This window comes from Burkholderia sp. RF4-BP95 (genome assembly GCF_001521985.1).
Lineage (GTDB): Bacteria > Pseudomonadota > Gammaproteobacteria > Burkholderiales > Burkholderiaceae > Burkholderia > Burkholderia diffusa.
The window spans coordinates 164,966-182,407 of sequence record NZ_LOSX01000073.1 but is presented as its reverse complement, the minus strand read 5'-3'; the positions used below and the strand labels follow the sequence as shown (position 1 = coordinate 182,407).

The following is a 17,442-nucleotide window of genomic DNA, read 5'->3' as shown; positions in this document are numbered from 1 at the left end:
CGAAGTCACGCGTCGCGCCGTCACAGAAACCACCGATACTCCCGCGCCCCGATCTCGTTGCGAAAATCCAGCTCCTCCTGCCGCTTGTTCTCGCAATACACCATCACGAATTCACTGCCGAGCCCTTCCCGCACGGCCGCGTGATCCTGCATCGCCGCGACGGCCGACAGCATCTCCTTCGGAAAATCGATCCCGCTGCCGCGATCGTCGTTGAGCGGCGCGATCGGCTCGATCCGTGCGTCGAGCCCGTGCTCCATCCCGCTGAGGATCGCCGCGAGCACGAGGTACGGATTCGCATCCGCACTCGCGAGCCGATGCTCGATCCGCAGATTGCGCGCATCCGATTCCGGAATCCGGATGCACGCATCGCGATCCTCGAAGCCCCAGCTGGCACGGCTCGCCGCGTTCACCATCGACCCATAGCGCCGGAACGCATTGTGATTCGGCGCGAACACCGGCATGCAGTGCGGCAGCAGCTCGAGGCAGCCGGCCACCGCATGCCGCAGCGGCCGCTGCCCGTCCGCGGCGAGCAGGTTGCGGCCCGCGTCGTCGTACAGGCTCACGTGCACGTGCATCCCGCTGCCCGGCGCATGCAGATACGGCTTGCCCATGAAGCTCGCGCGATAACCGTGCCGCAACGCGACGCCGCGCGTGCTGCGGCAGAACAGCGCCGACCAGTCGGCCGCGCGCAACGCGTCGTCGGTGTGTCCGAAGTTGATCTCGAACTGGCCGGGCCCGAGCTCGGCCGTGATCACAGTCGCGTCGACGCCCTGCTCGCACGCGGCCTCGACCATCTCGTGCAGCACGTCGGAAAACCGCGACAGGCGTTCGATGTGCATGTTCGGCTGGTCGTCGCGGTCGTCGCTCAAGCGATCGCGCGGATACTGCGGCATCCCGTCAGCGAGCTGCGCGGCGAACAGATAGAACTCGAGCTCGAACGCGACGACCGGCCGGATGCCGCGTGCCGCGAACCGCCGCAGCACGCGTGCCAGCACCTCGCGCGGCTCGAACTCGATCGGCGCATCCGTGCCGTCGGAGCTGATCAGCATCTGCGCGAGCGGCTGCCGCTCCCAGCGCACCGGCTTCAGCGTGCCGGGAATCAGGCGACGCGGCGCATCCGGGTCGCCGTCGTTGAAGCAGTAGTCGCCGATCTTGTAGAGACCGCCCTGCGTGCCGAGCAGCACGCAGTTCTGCGGCAGCTTCAGCAGCGAACCCGACGCGACCTTCTCGAGCGCATCGATCGGATAGCGCTTGCCGTAGAAATGGCCGGGCAGGTCGAGACAGATCAGGTCGACATAACGGATCTCGGGATGCGCCTGCCGGAATGCGCGGATTTCATCGACCAGCACGGGAACGGCGTCAGCCATGTCTCATCCTTTCCATGTCTTGTATGACGGTGCCGCGGCGCGGCGAACCGGACTCATCGGCATGCGGCACGTCACATGCCCGCTATCGCTCAGTACTGCAAACCGGCAGCACGGCGCGACGACCCGTCGCGCCGCCGTCCGACAACCTCAGGTGAACACCCAGATCACGCGTGCCGGCACATCGCTCAGGTTCGCGTAACGAAACCGCTTGTGCGCGGGAAGCTGAAATGCGTCGTTCGGGCCGAGCGTGACGGGCGTGTCGTCGCCGTCGATCCAGATCGTCAGCTCGCCTTCTAGAACGAAGCCGCCCTGCTCGTCGCTGTCGTCGACGGAGCGCTCGCCGCTGCTCGCGCCGGGCGCGAGATGGCTCTCGAGGATCGAGAAGCGCGAACGCATGTTCGGCGACACGAGGATGTCCGTGATGCCGGCCGCGTAATACACGGTGCGCCGCTCGTCGGGCCGCGTGACCCACGGCACGCTGCGCGGTTTGCTGAGGCTGTAGAAATACGTGGTCGGCACGCCGAGCGCCTCGCCGATCGCGGTGAGATCCGCGACCGTCGGACGCGACAGCCCGCGCTCGACCTGCGACAGAAAGCCGACGGAGCGGCCGATCCGTTCCGCGAGATCGTTGAGCGTGACCTTGCGATGCTTGCGCAGATCGCGGATCAGGATCGCCAGACTTTCTATCTCTTCCTGTTCGTTCATGATGGATTCCGGTGCGTCAGACGGTATCGCGCAAACGGTACCAGGCCTTGCCGATCGCTTCCAGCGGCGCGGCGAGGCGATCGCCGCCGGGGAAGCGCGGGTTGCGGATGCGCTGGTACTGCGCGAGCAGGCGGTCGTCGCCGAGCACGGCATCGGCGACCGCGCGCGCGCCGGCAAGCGTCGGCAACACGCCGTGCCCCGAGAAGCCCTGCAGCCAGAAACGCTGGCCGCGACGTCCGATGTCCGGCGTGCGTCGCATGCTGATGTCGATGTGGCCGCCCCACGCGTAGTCGAGCGGTACGCCGGCCAGTTGCGGGAACACGCGTTCGAGGTGCGGGCGCGTCGCGGCCGCGATGTCGGCCGGAATGCCGCCGAGATACGTGCAGCCGCCGCCGAACAGCAGGCGGTTGTCGGGGCTCAGGCGGAAGTAGTCGGGCACGAACTGGTTGTCGATCACGCAACTGTTCCGCGGCAGCAGCGAGCGTGCCACGTCCGGTGCGAGCGGCGCGGTCGCGACCTGGTAGGTGCCGACGGGCAGCAACCGGCGCGACAGTTCGCGATCGAGCCGGTCGACATACGCATTGCACGCGAGCACCAGCACATCCGCGCGCACCTCTCCGTGCGCAGTGCGGGCAACGTGACCGCCCGCGGTCTCGCGACAGTCGAGCACGCGGCTTTGCTCGAAGATGCGGCTGCCGGCCCGTTCGATCGTCTGCGCGAGACCGAGCGCGAGCTTCAGCGGATTCAGATGGCCGGCCTCGGGATCGTGAAGCGCGGCAAGATAGCGCGCACTGCCGATCCACTCGGGCATCTCGTCCGGCCCGATCACGCGCAGCCGGTCGTAGCCCCAGCGCTGCGCGGCTTCGTCGCGGGCCTGCGCGAGCATCGCGACGCGACGCGGCCGCACCGCGGCCCACAGGCTGCCGGGCCGGTAGTCGATGTCGAAGCCGTGCCGCGCGGGCAGTTCGCGCACTTCGGCCGCGGCCCAGCGCATGCTGTCCCACAGCACGCGCGCGCCGTCGCGGCCGAGCGAATCCTCGAGCGGCTGCATGTCGCACGACCAGCCGAGCAGCGCCTGCCCGCCGTTGCGGCCCGATGCGGCCCACGCGACGCGGCTCGCCTCGAGCACGACCACGCGCTTGCCCGCAAGCGCGAGGCGCAACGCCGTGTGCAGCCCGCTGAAGCCCGCGCCGACGACCAGCACGTCGGCGTCGACGCATTCGTCCAGCTCGGGCCGCCGCGGAATCGGCGCCGGGTAAGTGCCGGCGTAGTAGCTTGCGACGTGGCGGTCGGACTGCACGAACATGCGGACTCCCGTGAAATTCTCGCCGGATAATTTCATGAAAAATTAGCACGGCAATTTCACAAGAGCAAGCGGGAGAATGAGGGCGCGCGTCGTCGGATAAATGAAAGCCTCGCCGGGTGCCGGCATGGCGCTTGCGCCTGTCGTCCGTACTTTTTCCACGCGCGGCCAGCGCCGACGATGCGTAGGCAACGACCGGCTGATCGCGCAAGGGCACCGGCAGCGCTGCGCGATCATGTGTTCGAAAGCCGTGTGGTGGCGCTGTCATCGGCGCATCGTGTCCGACTACCTCATCGCGCGCGGCGAGACGGTGCTGCACATCATGGGCCCGAATCGCGTGGAGCCCGCGCACCTCACGACCGGCGCGGTGATCCGGGACGACGGGACGATCATCTATCCGGACGTCGAAGGCGATGCGCCGGCAGACGAAGCCCGCGCGCAGCCGAACGCGCGACGCGATACCGACGCCGCACGCGATGCCGTGACGGCATGAAAGCGCGATGGCGCGTCATGCCCGATGCAACATCCACGTCGATCGGCCGCGCCCGCTGCACACCCGATACACGGCACGCTCGCTCCGCTTTGCGCCGCTGCGATCCTGCATTACCATCGTGCGTCCACCGCGCGTACCCGCGCGCCCCGCCACCTCTGTGCTCCCGCACCGATGCTCGCTCTCATCATCATCGCCGGCCTGTGGGCCGGCCTGCAGAACGCCCTCGCGGGCGGCGGCTCATTCGTCACGCTGCCCGCGCTGATCGTGTCGGGGATGTCGCCGCTCGCGGCGAACATCACGTCGACGGTCGCGCTGTTCCCCGGCCAGGTCACGACGGGCTGGGCGAGCCGGAACATGGTGCGCGGCGCGGGCAAGCTGCCCTTTCGCGCGCTCTTCGCGATCAGCGTGGTCGGCGGCGCGCTCGGCGGCCTGCTGCTGCTGAAAACCCCGTCGTCGATCTTCTCGCACCTCGTGCCGTGGCTCGTGCTGTTCGCGACGGTCGTGTTCGCATGGGGCAGTTTCTTCCGCAAGCCCGGCGCCGGCACGCAGCATATCGGCCCCGTCACCGCCGCGATCTCGCAATTCCTGATCGCGATCTACGGCGGCTACTTCGGCGGAGGCATCGGATTCCTGATGATGGCCGCGCTGACGATGGCGGGCCTGTCGCCGCGTCACGCGATGTCGACGAAGAATGCGCTCGCGGGCGTGATGAACGCGTCGGCGGTCGTGCTGTTCCTGACCTCGCCGCATCTGCACTGGCGCGAGGCCCTCGCGCTCGGCGGCGGCGCGATCGTCGGCGGCCTGCTCGGTGCGTGGGCGCTGCACCGCGTGAACGAACGCGTGCTGCGAATCGCGATCGTCTGCATCGGCGCCGCGCTGACCGTCGGGCTGTTCGCCAAGCCGATCTGACGCACGCGCGCCGTCGGCCGCGACGCATGCGCAATCGACGGGCAAGCGTCCGTGCGGCGAGCGACGGCGGAGTAACGCGCCAAACTCGATGTCGCGGGCGCTTCGGGGCGGCTTGCGCGCCCCGCGCTTCAATGCCCGCAGGCGTGTGCGTTCAACTTCAACCGAACGGCCGCACGCCGATCAGCGGGCCATGCAGGAACAGCGCGAAGACGGCCCATACGACGAGCCCGGCGACGATCGTCACGGCATCGCCCGACAGCCTGCCGGCCGGATAGCGGACGCCGTCGCGGCGATCGCGCGCGCGCCACACGACGAAATCGACCAGCGACCACACGAAGAATGCGCCGAACAGCACCACCGCATGCAGCGTGCCGTTCGCGAGCAGGTGCGCGACCGCCCAGACCATCACGCCGGCCACCATCGGATGGCCGACGAGCGTCTTGATGCGGTTGCGCGGCACGTAGGCCGCGGCGATCAGCACGAATGCGATCGCGGTCAGCATGCCGGTGAGATGGCGAACGCCGACGGGCGACACCCACAGCAGCGTCCCGCCCTGGCGCGCGACGCCGTAACCCCAGATGATCAGCACGAAGCCGACGATCGACGCGAGCGCATAAGGGCCCTTCCAGCGTTTCTCGCCGATCCGCTCGATGGTCGCGGATCGCCAGCCGTCCGCGACGATCCGAATCGAATGCACACCGAGGAAGATCGCTAAACCGAGAATCAGGACGAGCATCGGCTATCTCCGTCTGGAACGATGAGTGGGGAATCATTCGCGCGGCTTTCGATGCGCCGTTCGCGAGGCCGGCGGCGAGACCGGCTCGGGGTCGCGCCGGGCACGGACGCGATCGCGCCGATCATAAACGCCGGGGCCGCCGTTGTGAAGCAGGCGGAACATGCGGTGCGTCAAACCCGGCGCTTGCGCGCACCCGCGGTGGATCGAAAGAAAGAAAGGAAAAGGAAATGCGCCGCCGTACGCTCAGCGCCCGGTGCTACGTGCGCTTGCGCGTCGCTTCCGGTTTCGGCGCCGGCTTCGACTTCGGCCGCGCCTTGCGCTTCGGCGCCCCCGCCAGCAGCGCCGCGCGATACGCGCCGCGACACCAGTCGAACAGCGCGCCCGCGTCCTCGAGCACGTCGGCCGGCGTTTCGTAATAACCCTCGAGCGCAACGGTGCGCGTGGGACGCTCATACGAGAACGGCCCCATCCCCGCCGCGACGAACGCGGGACGGTTCACGTCGTCGACGCGCAAAAACAGCGACCCGCGCGACATGAAGCCGAACATCACGCCGTCGAGCCGCATCGCGGCGCCGCTGAAGAACCGCACGACCTGTACGTTGCCGAGCGGCGCGAGCCGATACGCGATCTCCTCGCCGTGCGCCTTCTCCGATTGCCAGCTCATGCGGGCTCCGTGCAGCGCTGCGTCCAAACGTCGAGTTCCGCGTCGTCGAAACCGACGGCCGCCGCGCTTTCGCGGATCTGCCGCCACGTCGCACGATCGACCGGAATGCCGTCCGCGCCGCGCGCGGCGCGGCTCGCCTCCTCCGGCTCGCCGGGCATCCGCACCGGCGCATCGCCCGCCTGCGGCGACGCCTTCGCCCATTCGACGAACGCATCGGCTTCGCGCTCCGCGTCGGCCGCGTCGAACGCGTTCGGATCGATCAGCACCGACAGCATCCCGTTGACGATCGCGCTCGTCTTCTGCAGCGTGCCGCCGTAGGTCGTATGCCCGCCGACCAGCGCGCCGCCGAAGATTTCGCACATCGCCGCCAGCGCATAACCCTTGTGCAGTCCGAACGGCAGCAGCGAGCCGAACGGCTGCTCGTGCATGACGGCCGGATCGTCGGTCGGCTGGCCGCGATGATCGATCAGCGACCCGGCCGGCACGCGCTTGCGCTGGTTGTATGCCACCCGCGTCTTGCCGTACGCGATCGCGCTCGTCGCGAAATCGAGCAGCAGCGGCGGCCGGCCCGCGCGCGGATACGCGGCGCAGAACGGATTCGTGCCGAAACGCGGATCGGTGCCGTGCAGCGGCGCGACGAGCAGATCGCCCGGCACGTTGACGAAATGGAACGACACGAGCCCCGAGCGCGCGCACTGCTCGGCCCAGTGCCCGATGCGGCCGAGGTGATGGACGTCGCGCAGCCCGAGCGCGCAGATGCCCATGCGTCGCGCGCGCTCGATCCCTTCGACCATCGCCTCGAACGCGATCACCTGGCCGAAGCCGCGCCCGCCGTCGATCGTGAGCACCGCGCCGCCGTCGCGGACGATCGACGCGTGTCCGTTCAACTGCAACTGCCCCTCCCGCCACGACGCCACGTAGTTCGGGATCATCCCGATCCCGTGCGAATCGTGACCCGCCAGATTCGCGGCGACCAGATGATCGGCAACGAGCCGCGCCTCGCGCTCGCTGCTGCCGGCCCGCTCCCAGAGTGCCGCGACGAATGCATGCAGCGGTTCGGCGCGCATGCGCAGCGGGTCGGTATCGGAGGTCGGCAGCGCGGTCATCGGCAAGGCTCCGTGAGGTCGGGGTGAATCCGGTGGAATCCGGTTGAGTCCGTTCGGGTCGGGCAGCGCGAACGCTCAGCGCGCGGACGCGATCACGTCCGCCACCGCGGCGGTCAGCTTCTTCGCGTACGGCACGTGCAGGAACTCGTTCGGGCCATGCGCATTCGACTTCGGCCCGAGCACGCCGCACACCATGAACTGCGCGGACGGGAAACCGGCCTGCAGCACGTTCATCAGCGGGATCGTACCGCCGAGGCCCATGTACGCGCAGTCCGCGCCGAAGTGGCGGCGCGACGCGGCGTCGAGCGACGACGCGAGCCACGGCGCGAGATCCGGCGCGCTCCAGCCGGTCGCGGCGCCTGCGTCCGGCTTGAACGTGACCTTCGCGTTGTACGGCGGATCGAGTTCGAGCAGCTCCTTCAGCTGCTGCACGGCCTGTGCGGCATCGACCAGCGGCGGCAGGCGCAGCGACAGCTTGAACGCGGTGCGCGGACGCAGCACGTTGCCCGCGTCGGCGAGCGCCGGCAGGCCGGCCGCGCCCGTCACCGACAGCGACGGACGCCACGTCGAATTCAGCAGCGCCTCGCGCGGATCGGTCGTGGTCGGCAGCACCGGCTTGCCGTCCGCGCCGCATGCCCACGGCAGCCCCTTCCACACGGCGTCGCCGAGGATCGCGGCGGCCGCGTCGGCTTCGCGCACGCGGCTGTCGGGAATCTCGCAATGAAACACGCCGGGCAGCAGGTTGCCGTTCTTCGCATCTTCCAGGCGCTCGAACAGCTGGCGCATCACGCGGAAGCTCGACGGCGCGATGCCGCCGAAGACGCCGGAGTGAACGCCTTCCTCGAGCACCTCGACCTGCAGGTCACCGGACACCAGCCCGCGCAGCGACGTCGTGAGCCACATCTGGTCGTAGTTGCCGGCGCCCGAATCGAGGCACACGACGAGCGACACCTGGCCGAGCCGGTCGCGCAGCGCGTCGACGTACGGCAGCAGGTCGTAGCTGCCCGACTCCTCGCAGGTCTCGATCAGGCCGACGCAGCGCGGCCGTTCGACGCCCTGCTCGTCGAGCGCGCCGAGCGCCGCGAGGCTCGCGTAGATTGCGTAGCCGTCGTCCGCGCCGCCGCGGCCGTACAGCTTGCCGTTCTCGAACTTCGGCGTCCACGGGCCGAGGTCCGCGCGCCAGCCGTCGAATTCGGGCTGCTTGTCGAGGTGGCCGTACAGCAGGATCGTGTCGGTGCTGCCCGAGCGTGTCGCGGGCGTTTCGAAGAAGATCACCGGCGTGCGGCCGGGCAAGCGCACGATCTCGAGCTTCAGGCCTTTCACCGGCTGGCGTTCGGCCCACTGCGCGGCATCGGTGACGACCCGCTCGAGATAGCCGCGCTTCGCCCAGTCGGGATCGAACGCGGGACTCTTGGCGGGGATCGCGATGTAGTCGGTCAGTGCGTGAAGAATTTCATCGTTCCACTTGCGCTCGACGAAGGTAACGAGCTTGTCATGGTCGAGGACGGGGGTAGTGTCGACGGAGGTCATGGTGGGGTGCCTGGATAGGGCTGACGAAACACCGGATGATACGCCGATGCCCCCGCTCCCGGGGGCGCTTTCCGTGGCCGTATTCAGGGCCCGTTCCCGCAGCGTTTCACACGCGCGCCGAACGCGACTTCGACCGTGATGCCGCGGCCGTCGGCAATTGCACCGATGCATCGTCATCGGCATCACCGTTCGGTAGAAATAATCACTGGCGCCGGCGAGCGCATTTCAAGCGCTCGATAATAACCGACTAATTCAATCAGGGTTTCCCGAGTCATTCAGCCCATGAATTGAATTAACCAGTTCGGCAAAAAATCGATTATCCGTTCCATTTTCGAGATACTGCACCGTCACCCGCGAACACGACCCGGAGCGGCCCAGGCCCGCCGCCCTGCCGCATACGCCCACATCCGTTCGCACCATGACATTTCATCTTCTTCAATGATGACGATCAATATTCAAGATATTAAATTGCATCGTTTACTCTTATTGAAACTCAATTAAGAGATAAGATGCTGTCGTTCAATAAAGCGACGGACCATTCCGGATTCGTCGACCGGCGCCGGGCCGCGCCACCTCAACTGCATCACGATCATTCAAGGAGCCTCGCATGTCCGATGCCAGCTCGTCTTCCTCCCGTTCCACCGCCGCGCCAGCCGCGACCGCCGCGCCGAAAATCGGCGTCATCCCCGCCACGCTGATGGTCGCGGGCAACATGATGGGCTCCGGCGTCTTCATGCTGCCCGCGAACCTCGCCGCCACCGGCGGCATCGCGATCTTCGGCTGGCTGATCACCGTCGTCGGCGCCGTATCGCTCGCGCTGGTGTTCGCGAAGCTCGCGGCGATCGACCCGGCCGCCGGCGGCCCGTATGCATACGCGCGCAAGTCGTTCGGCCCGTACATCGGCTACCAGACCAACCTGATCTACTGGCTCGCGAACGTGCTCGGCAACGTCGGCCTCGCGGTCGCCGGCCTCGGCTATCTCACGCACTTCTTCCCGATGCTGCGCGACCCGCTGGTATTCGCGCTCGCGCAGATCTTCGTGATCTGGCTGTTCACCTACGCGAACATTCTCGGGCCGAACGTGGTCGGCCGCGTGCAGTCGGTCACGACGATCTTCGCGCTCGTGCCGATCCTCGGGATGGCCGTGTTCGGCTGGTTCTGGTTCAGCAAGGACGTGTACTTCGCCGGCTGGAACGTGTCGGGCGCGAGCAGCGTCGGCGCGATCGGCGCGACGCTGAACTTCACGCTGTGGGCGTTCATCGGCGTCGAGAGCGCGTCGGTGTCGGCCGGGGTCGTCGAAAACCCGTCGCGCAACGTGCCGATCGCAACCGTCGGCGGCGTCGTGCTCGCGGCCGTCTGCTACGTGCTCAGCTCGACCGTGATCATGGGGATGATCCCGAACAAGGCGCTGCTCGCATCGAGCGCGCCGTTCGCGGATGCCGCGCGCCTCGCGCTCGGCGACACCGCCGCGAACGCGGTCGCGATCTGCGCGGCGCTCGGCTGCCTCGGCTCGCTCGCGGGCTGGACGCTGCTGGTCGGCCAGACCGCGAAGGCCGCGGCCGACGACGGCCTGTTCGCCGGCGTGTTCGCCCGCGTCAACTCGAAGAACGTGCCGTCGGCCGGCCTCGCGATCGTCGCGGTCATCATGTCGGTGCAGGTGCTCGCGACGATGTCGCCGAGCGCGAGCGAGCAGTTCGGCAAGATCGCGTCGATCGCCGTGATCATGACGCTCCTGCCGTACATCTACTCGTGCATCGCGATCAAGGTGCTCGGCTACGGCAAGATGCCGTCGCACCAGTTCACCTTCTACACGATCGTCGGCCTGATCGGCGCCGTCTACGCGCTGTGGGCGATGGTCGGCTCCGACGGCCAGCAGACGCGCTGGTCGCTGATCTTCGTGATCGCGACGATCGTGTTCTACGAGCTGTCGATCAACCGTCAGCGCGAAATCGAGGAAACCCATATCCATCCGGGCGGCCGCTCGCCGCGCTGGGTGCGCTACCTCGCGCTCGGCGTCACCATCGTCGCGCTCGTCGCGACCTTCTGGATCTCCGTGGGCCGACACACGGCCGACATCCTTCACGCACGCTCGCCGGCCGCGGGCGTCCAGGCAACCCAGCAAACGGGGGAATAACCCATGACCGCTTCCTTGACCCAACCGGCGTTCCGCCGCCTCGGCATGAAGGCGCTGCTCGTGCAGCACGACATCGACGAACGCACGGCCACCGGACGCGCGGCCACCGCGCTCGTCGAAGAATTGCGCACGCGGCTCGTCGACGTCGTCATCGCGACCTCCGCCGAAGACGCGCGCGCGGTGGTCGACGCCGATCCCGCGATCCAGTGCCTGCTGCTCAACTGGGAACTCGGCAACGATCCCGCCCATGTGCCCGCACAGGCCGTGCTCGACGCGATGCGCGCGCGCAATGCGACGGTGCCGGTGTTCCTGCTCGCGAGCCGCGCGAGCGCGGCCGCGATTCCCGTCGACGCGATGCGCAAGGCCGACGACTTCATCTGGATGCTGGAAGACACCACCGCGTTCATCGGCGGGCGGATCGTCGCCGCGATCGAACGCTACCGCGAAACCGTGCTGCCGCCGATGTTCCGCGCGCTCGCGCAGTTCTCGCGCGTGTACGAATACTCGTGGCACACGCCGGGCCACACGGGCGGCACCGCGTTCCTGAAATCGCCGGTCGGCCGCGCGTACTTCGAATTCTTCGGCGAGGCGCTGTTCCGCTCCGACCTGTCGATCTCGGTCGGCGAACTCGGCTCGCTGCTCGACCACTCCGGTCCGATCGGCGAAAGCGAACGCTACGCGGCGCGCGTGTTCGGCGCGCACCGCACGTATCACGTGACCAACGGCTCGTCGATGTCGAACCGCGTGATCCTGATGGCGAGCGTCACGCGCAACCAGGTCGCGCTGTGCGACCGCAACTGCCACAAGTCGGCCGAGCACGCGATGACGATGTCCGGTGCGATTCCGACTTACCTGATCCCGTCACGCAACCATTACGGGATCATCGGGCCGATCATGCCGGAACGGCTCACGGCCGCCGCCGTGCGCCTCGCGATCGACGCGAACCCGCTGGTGCGCGGGCGCGACGGCATCGATCCGACGCCCGTGCATGCGCTGATCACGAACTCGACGTACGACGGCCTCTGCTACAACGTCGCACGCGTCGAGGAACTGCTCGGCCAGAGCGTCGACCGATTGCATTTCGACGAAGCGTGGTACGGCTATGCGCGCTTCAACCCGATCTACCGCGATCGTCACGCGATGCACGGCGATCCGGCGCAGCACGACGCCAGCAAGCCGACCGTGTTCGCGACGCAGTCGACGCACAAGCTGCTCGCCGCGCTGTCGCAGGCGTCGTTCATCCACGTCCGCGACGGCCGCAATCCGATCGAGCATGCACGCTTCAACGAGGCATACATGATGCATGCGTCGACGTCGCCGAACTACGCGATCATCGCGTCGAACGACGTGAGCGCCGCGATGATGGACGGCCCCGGCGGCGAGGCGCTGACGACCGACGCGATCCGCGAGGCCGTGTCGTTCCGCCGGATGCTCGCGCGGCTGCATGCGGAATGCGAGGAGAACGACGACTGGTTCTTCAACGGCTGGCAGCCGGACACCGTGGTCGACCGCAAGACGGGCCGGCGCGTGCCGTTCCATGAAGCGGACGAAACGCTGCTCGCCACCGATCCGTCGTGCTGGGTGCTGCATCCGGGCGAGACGTGGCACGGCTTCGGCGACATCGAGGACGACTACTGCATGCTCGATCCGATCAAGGTGTCGATCGTCACGCCTGGCGTCGCACCGCACGGCGGGCTGATGCCGGTCGGCATTCCGGCGTCGGTCGTCACCGCGTATCTGGACCGGCACGGGATCGTCGTCGAGAAGACGACCGACTTCACGATCCTGTTCCTGTTCTCGCTCGGCGTGACGAAGGGCAAGTGGGGCACGCTCGTCAACACGCTGCTCGACTTCAAGCGCGACTACGACGCGAACGCGCCGCTCGAACAGGCGCTGCCGGAACTCGTCGCGCGCTATCCGGACCGCTACGGCAAGCTCGGCCTGCGCGAACTGTGCGACCTGATGTTCAGCGCGATGAGCGACCTGAAGACGACCGAGATGATGTCGCGCGGCTTCTCGACGCTGCCGCAGCCCGACTTCAGCCCGGCCGAGGCGTTCGAACATCTCGTGCACAACGACATCGAGATGCTGGAGCTGTCGGAGATGGAAGGCCGCACCGTCGCGACGGGCGTCGTGCCCTATCCGCCCGGCATTCCGCTGCTGATGCCCGGCGAGAACGCGGGGCCGGCCGACGGCCCGCTGCTCGGCTACCTGAAGGCGCTCGAGCAGTACGACCTGCGCTTCCCCGGCTTCACGCACGACACGCATGGCGTCGAAGTCGAGGACGGCGTGTACCGGATCGCGTGCATCAAGGAAACCGCGCGCGACACCAACACGCGCTGAGCATGCGCATCGTGACGCCGCGCCGGCAGAATGCGGCCGGCGTCGCGATGCGTGACGACCCGCCGGTCATGCCGGCAACCGGCCGACCCACGCGGCAAGCTGCGCTTCGCCTTCTTCGTCGAGCTTGCCCTTCAGTTCTCCGTACCAAGGTGCGATCGCGTCGGCCGGCTGCGTGGCCTTCAGGATCTCGAAACTGTTCTCGAGGAACGACGCAAAGAACGGAATGCCGCGCATGTAGAGGAAGGTCGAATCGGTGATGCGCACGTGGCCGTATACGTCGCGCACCCACGCGAGATGCGGCAGCGCCTCGCGCAGGTGGCCGCTTTGCATCAGCGCGGAAATGAAGTTCACGCGCGCGGCGACGTCGGACTGCTCGCGCGTGTCGTGATTGACCTCGGCGGCCTTCTGCATCCACGCTTCGCCGCGCTCCACTTCGTCGCACATCGCCGAGGTCGTCGCGAGCTGAACCGCGTTGTGCGCGCTCGGCTCGCGGTCGAACAGCGCGAGCCAGTACGGAAACGCTTCACGGTAACGCTTCATCGCCGAATACGACAGCGCGCACAGGCGCGCCGCATCGGCCAGCCGCTCCGCATGCGGCGCGGCGGCCGCGATCGCGGCTTCGTGCCGGCCGGCCTGGAATGCCTTCAACGCGGACGCGAGCTCCGGCGCGATGTCGGGGCCGTTCCGATCGTTCGCGCCTTCGGATGCGTCCGGTGCGTCGTTCGCGGACGGCACGGGCGTCGCCGCTTCATCACGCGGTTTCTTTCCGAACAGCTTTCCCAGCAGGCCCATGGCGATTGTCCTTGTCGTTGTGATGGATGAATGGCGGCGGGTTGCAGCGGCGCAGGAAGCGCGGCGCGCGTGAACCGGATCGCCGCACGGCGACCGCCATCTTACGCGCGCTCGAAGTCGGCAGGAAGCGAACGACGGCCGGGCGCCGCCGTGGCGAAGGAAGACGCGACGCTCACGCGTCCGTGGGCCTCACGCCGCGATCCATCCCGCGCCGGTATGCAGCAGGGCTCGTCGCGGCGACGCGCCGGAAATGCCGGCGCAACGACTCCTCGGAACCGAACCCCGCGCGCGCGGCAATCTGCGCGAGCGACAACCCGGGATGCGCTTCGAGCATGTCCTTCGCGACGTTCACGCGCTCGCGGATCAGCCACGCGAGCGGCGACATCCCCGTCGCGTCCGCGAACTGACGCTGCAGCGTGCGCGTGCTCATCGCCGCCTGCGCGGCCAGCGACGCGAGCGTGTGCGGCTCGGCCGCATGCGCGCGCATCCAGTCGATCAGCTTCGCGAGCCGGTCGCTGCCGCCCGGTGCGACCGGTCGCGGCACGAACTGCGCCTGGCCGCCGTCGCGATGCGGCGGCAGCACGAGGCGCTGCGCGACGCGGTTCGCGATCGCGCCGCCGTGGTCGCGGCGCACGAGATGCAGCAGCATGTCGAGCCCCGCCGCCGAGCCGGCCGACGTGACGATCTGCCCTTCGTCGACGTACAGCGCGTCGGGATTCACGCGCAGCGCCGGATAGCGCGCCTGCAGGCGCTCGGCGTAGCGCCAGTGCGTCGTGACGGTGAGCCCGTCGAGCACGCCGGCCGCCGCGAGCACGAACACGCCCGAGCAGATCGAACAGAGCCGCGCGCCACGGCGATGCGCGGCGCGCAGCTTCTTCAGCAGCGGTTCCGGCGGCGGCTCGTCCGGATCGCGCCAGCCGGGAATCACGATGGTGTCCGCGCGATCGAGCATCGCGAGCCGGTACGGCGCGGCGACCGTGATGCCGCCCGCCGCGCGCACGGGGCCCGGCTCGCTCGCGCAGACCGCGAAGCGATACCAGTCGACGCCGAGTTCCGGGCGTTCGAGCGCGAACAGTTCGACCACGCAGCCGAATTCGAAGGTGCAGAGGCGATCGTAGGCGAGCGCGACGACGAGATGATTGTGCATGGCGCGATGTTACCGGAACTTGTCGATCGCGCCACTGCCGCGATGGCCGCCGAACCGCGATACTGCCCTTCATCCCGGCGCATTCCGCGCCGCCCTTCAGGAGCGCCTTTCATGTCTTACGTCACCGACGTCCCCGCCGCCGACAGCGCCGCCGCCCTCGCGCACTTCGAAGCGTCGCTGCGCTTCGAGACCGATTGCTGGGACGTGCACGACGCGCTCGCGTCCGGCGCGCCCGATTTCGTGCTGCTCGACGTCCGGGGTCCGGAGCAGTTTGCCGCCGGCCACGTGCCCGGCGCGCGCAACCTGCCGCACCGCAAGATCGTCGCCGGCAAGCTCGCCGACCATCCAGCCGACACGCTGTTCGTCGTCTACTGCGCCGGCCCGCACTGCAACGGCGCCGCGCGCGCGGCGATCCGGCTCGCGCGCCTCGGCCGCCCGGTGAAGCTGATGATCGGCGGCGTCACGGGCTGGCTCGACGAAGGTTTCGCGTTGTGCAACGAAGCGCAGCCGGAGGACGTCGCGATGCGCTGATCGTCATTAAAAACGCAACAATCAATTGCCGGCACGCAAACGGAAAAAGCGCGACAATCGGCCACATTGCAGTTCGGATGGAGCAGCAACATGGAACACGCAGTCCCGATTCAGATGGCCGGCTCGGTCGCGGCGATCGCGCTCTATTTTCTTCCGGCCATCGTCGCCGACCGGCGCGCCCGGCACGACAAGCTGACGATCGCAATGTTCAACGCCCTGTTCGCGTGGACGGGCATCGGCTGGCTGATGACGCTCTACTGGGCTTGCCAGCCGAACCCGCAAACCGACGTCGCGCAAACCATCCTCGCAAAGCGCCGCGGCATCAGCATGCGGACCTTCTCGGCCGGCCTCGTCGAACGCGTGCAGCGCCGCGTCGCCGCCCAGGAGCAATGGGCCGAGAAGCAAGGTTGCCGCTAGGCAGTCCCGCTGTTCCCCTTACCTCGCCGCTTCGAACTTCGGCATCCTGACGTTGGTCGAGGCCCGGTAGTCCCACACCAGCCTGTCGCGCGGCGCCTCACCGCCCGCGCGCAACCACGCCCCGAACGCCCCCGCCGTCACCGCCCGCGCGATCCGCTCGCCCGGGCAACCGTGCGGCCCCGTGCCGAACCCGAAGTTCGCCCCCGGCGCGCGGCCCGGCAACAATCGGTTCGGCTCGCGATGCACGGCCGGATCGCGGTTCGCCGCCGCGAGCACGACCAGGATGGCCGCACCGGCATCGACGGTCACGCCTTCGATCGTCGTGCGCGACGCGACGAAGCGGCGCGTGTTCTGCACCGGCGCATCGAAGCGACCGACCTCGGCGACGAACGCGTCGAGCGTCGCGGCATCCGGCAGCGTGCGTTCGGCGCCGGTTGCGTCCCACGCGACCAGCACATTGCCGAGCCACGCGGCCGTCGCCTCGCACGTCTGCGACAGCAACCCGACGAGATTCGCGACGAGCGCGCCGCTTGCGTGCCAGCCCGCGGCACCGGCCGCCTGCTGAATCGCCGCGACCCATGAGCCGTCCTGCGCGCGTGTGCGCGCGACGCGCTCCGTCATCCGGTCGAGCAGTTGCCGCGCGGCCTCGCTCGCGCGGGCCAGCGCCGCGTCGTCCGACAGCGGCGATAGCGCGGCGACGAAGTCGACGACCAGCGCAGCGATATCGTCGAGTTGCGCGTCGTCGAAGCCGAGCAGATCGGCGACCGCGCAAACGGGCACCGTCAGGCACCACGCATTCAGTGCATCGGCGTCATGCGGTGCGCGCAGCCGGCGGCCGGCAAGTTGCGCGGCCCGCTCGCGCAACGCGTCGACGTCGATCGGCGCGAACGCCGCGCGCAGCGCCTGCTTCGGCACGTCGTGCCGCAATGCGCCGTCGTTCATGCGCACCAGGTCGCCGAACAGCGCGCCCGCCGTCGTCCCGCGCAACGCGGGCGGCACCGGCGCATCGAGCGGCCTGACGCGGCACGCCGGGTGACCGAGCACGGCCGTCACGCTCGCCGCCCGGCTCGCGACCCATAGGCCGAGCGAGGCGTCGAACGCGAGCGGTGGCCCGTCGACGAGCGTCGAGTAGTACGGATAGGGATCGCGGTGCGTGACCGCGGCAATCGGATTGGTCGGGTTCATGCGTGCAGTATCGGCGCGTCGGGCCGCCGCATGTTTCGGGTTGACGTGAAATGTCGCGGATGTCGCGGTCATGCCCACGC

The 17,442-nt window shown here is 68.5% G+C and carries 15 protein-coding genes and 1 pseudogene; 6 read left to right on the top strand and 10 right to left on the bottom strand.

Annotated elements, in window-relative coordinates:
- Window positions 1-20 precede the first annotated feature (20 nt).
- The 3 genes from WS46_RS25185 to WS46_RS25175 all read right to left on the bottom strand — a co-directional run bounded on the left by WS46_RS25185 (window position 21) and on the right by WS46_RS25175 (window position 3,378).
- On the bottom strand, window positions 21-1,367 hold the full coding sequence (locus WS46_RS25185) for a glutamine synthetase family protein (RefSeq protein ID WP_059692114.1): 1,347 nt from the start codon (window positions 1,365-1,367) through the stop codon (window positions 21-23).
- Between the two features lie 147 nt (window positions 1,368-1,514).
- Window positions 1,515-2,072 (bottom strand): helix-turn-helix domain-containing protein, encoded by a 558-nt coding sequence (locus WS46_RS25180; protein WP_059526860.1) that lies wholly within the window; start codon window positions 2,070-2,072, stop codon window positions 1,515-1,517.
- Window positions 2,073-2,088: 16 nt separating this feature from the next.
- A complete protein-coding gene (locus WS46_RS25175) occupies window positions 2,089-3,378 on the bottom strand; it encodes an FAD-binding oxidoreductase (RefSeq protein WP_059692113.1) in 1,290 nt (429 codons plus the stop codon).
- Between the two features lie 184 nt (window positions 3,379-3,562).
- Here WS46_RS25175 and WS46_RS25170 point away from each other — a divergent pair.
- A pseudogene (locus WS46_RS25170) lies at window positions 3,563-3,868 on the top strand (DUF488 family protein); the annotation flags it as partial.
- Window positions 3,869-4,039: 171 nt separating this feature from the next.
- Window positions 4,040-4,777 (top strand): sulfite exporter TauE/SafE family protein, encoded by a 738-nt coding sequence (locus WS46_RS25165; RefSeq protein ID WP_059526866.1) that lies wholly within the window; start codon window positions 4,040-4,042, stop codon window positions 4,775-4,777.
- 157 nt (window positions 4,778-4,934) lie between these two features.
- Here WS46_RS25165 and WS46_RS25160 read toward each other — a convergent pair whose 3' ends face one another.
- The 4 genes from WS46_RS25160 to WS46_RS25145 form a co-directional block, all read right to left on the bottom strand.
- A complete protein-coding gene (locus WS46_RS25160) occupies window positions 4,935-5,513 on the bottom strand; it encodes an NnrU family protein (protein WP_059526870.1) in 579 nt (192 codons plus the stop codon).
- A 256-nt stretch (window positions 5,514-5,769) separates the two neighbouring features.
- Complete coding sequence (locus tag WS46_RS25155; protein WP_059527237.1) at window positions 5,770-6,177, bottom strand: TfoX/Sxy family protein; 408 nt, start codon at window positions 6,175-6,177, stop codon at window positions 5,770-5,772.
- Window positions 6,174-7,283: a malate/lactate/ureidoglycolate dehydrogenase gene (locus WS46_RS25150; protein WP_059692112.1), complete on the bottom strand. Its 1,110-nt coding sequence runs from the start codon at window positions 7,281-7,283 to the stop codon at window positions 6,174-6,176. Before WS46_RS25150 ends, WS46_RS25155 begins: the two co-directional genes overlap by 4 nt.
- Window positions 7,284-7,358: 75 nt before the next feature.
- Complete coding sequence (locus WS46_RS25145; protein WP_059506616.1) at window positions 7,359-8,813, bottom strand: M20 family metallopeptidase; 1,455 nt, start codon at window positions 8,811-8,813, stop codon at window positions 7,359-7,361.
- A gap of 607 nt (window positions 8,814-9,420) precedes the next feature.
- On the opposite strand from WS46_RS25145, the gene adiC reads away from it, so the two are divergent.
- Together adiC and WS46_RS25135 are read left to right on the top strand one after the other, a co-directional pair.
- A complete protein-coding gene (gene adiC / locus WS46_RS25140; RefSeq protein ID WP_059526878.1) occupies window positions 9,421-10,947 on the top strand; it encodes an arginine/agmatine antiporter in 1,527 nt (508 codons plus the stop codon).
- Between the two features lie 3 nt (window positions 10,948-10,950).
- Window positions 10,951-13,290: an Orn/Lys/Arg decarboxylase N-terminal domain-containing protein gene (locus WS46_RS25135; RefSeq protein WP_059692111.1), complete on the top strand. Its 2,340-nt coding sequence runs from the start codon at window positions 10,951-10,953 to the stop codon at window positions 13,288-13,290.
- Window positions 13,291-13,356: 66 nt separating this feature from the next.
- Here the strand turns inward: WS46_RS25135 and WS46_RS25130 are convergent, their stop codons facing one another.
- A complete protein-coding gene (locus WS46_RS25130) occupies window positions 13,357-14,082 on the bottom strand; it encodes a hypothetical protein (RefSeq protein WP_059692110.1) in 726 nt (241 codons plus the stop codon).
- Between the two features lie 172 nt (window positions 14,083-14,254).
- Window positions 14,255-15,229, bottom strand: a complete 975-nt coding sequence (ftrA, locus tag WS46_RS25125) for a transcriptional regulator FtrA (RefSeq protein WP_059526889.1) — start codon at window positions 15,227-15,229, stop codon at window positions 14,255-14,257.
- A gap of 111 nt (window positions 15,230-15,340) precedes the next feature.
- On the opposite strand from ftrA, the gene WS46_RS25120 reads away from it, so the two are divergent.
- Together WS46_RS25120 and WS46_RS25115 are read left to right on the top strand one after the other, a co-directional pair.
- Window positions 15,341-15,760, top strand: a complete 420-nt coding sequence (locus tag WS46_RS25120; protein WP_059692109.1) for a rhodanese-like domain-containing protein — start codon at window positions 15,341-15,343, stop codon at window positions 15,758-15,760.
- Between the two features lie 90 nt (window positions 15,761-15,850).
- Window positions 15,851-16,177 (top strand): superinfection immunity protein, encoded by a 327-nt coding sequence (locus WS46_RS25115; RefSeq protein WP_059526895.1) that lies wholly within the window; start codon window positions 15,851-15,853, stop codon window positions 16,175-16,177.
- 18 nt (window positions 16,178-16,195) lie between these two features.
- On the opposite strand, the gene WS46_RS25110 is transcribed toward WS46_RS25115, so the two are convergent.
- Window positions 16,196-17,362, bottom strand: coding sequence for a cytochrome P450 (locus WS46_RS25110; RefSeq protein ID WP_059692194.1), 1,167 nt, complete (start codon window positions 17,360-17,362; stop codon window positions 16,196-16,198).
- Between the last annotated feature and the right edge of the window lie 80 nt (window positions 17,363-17,442).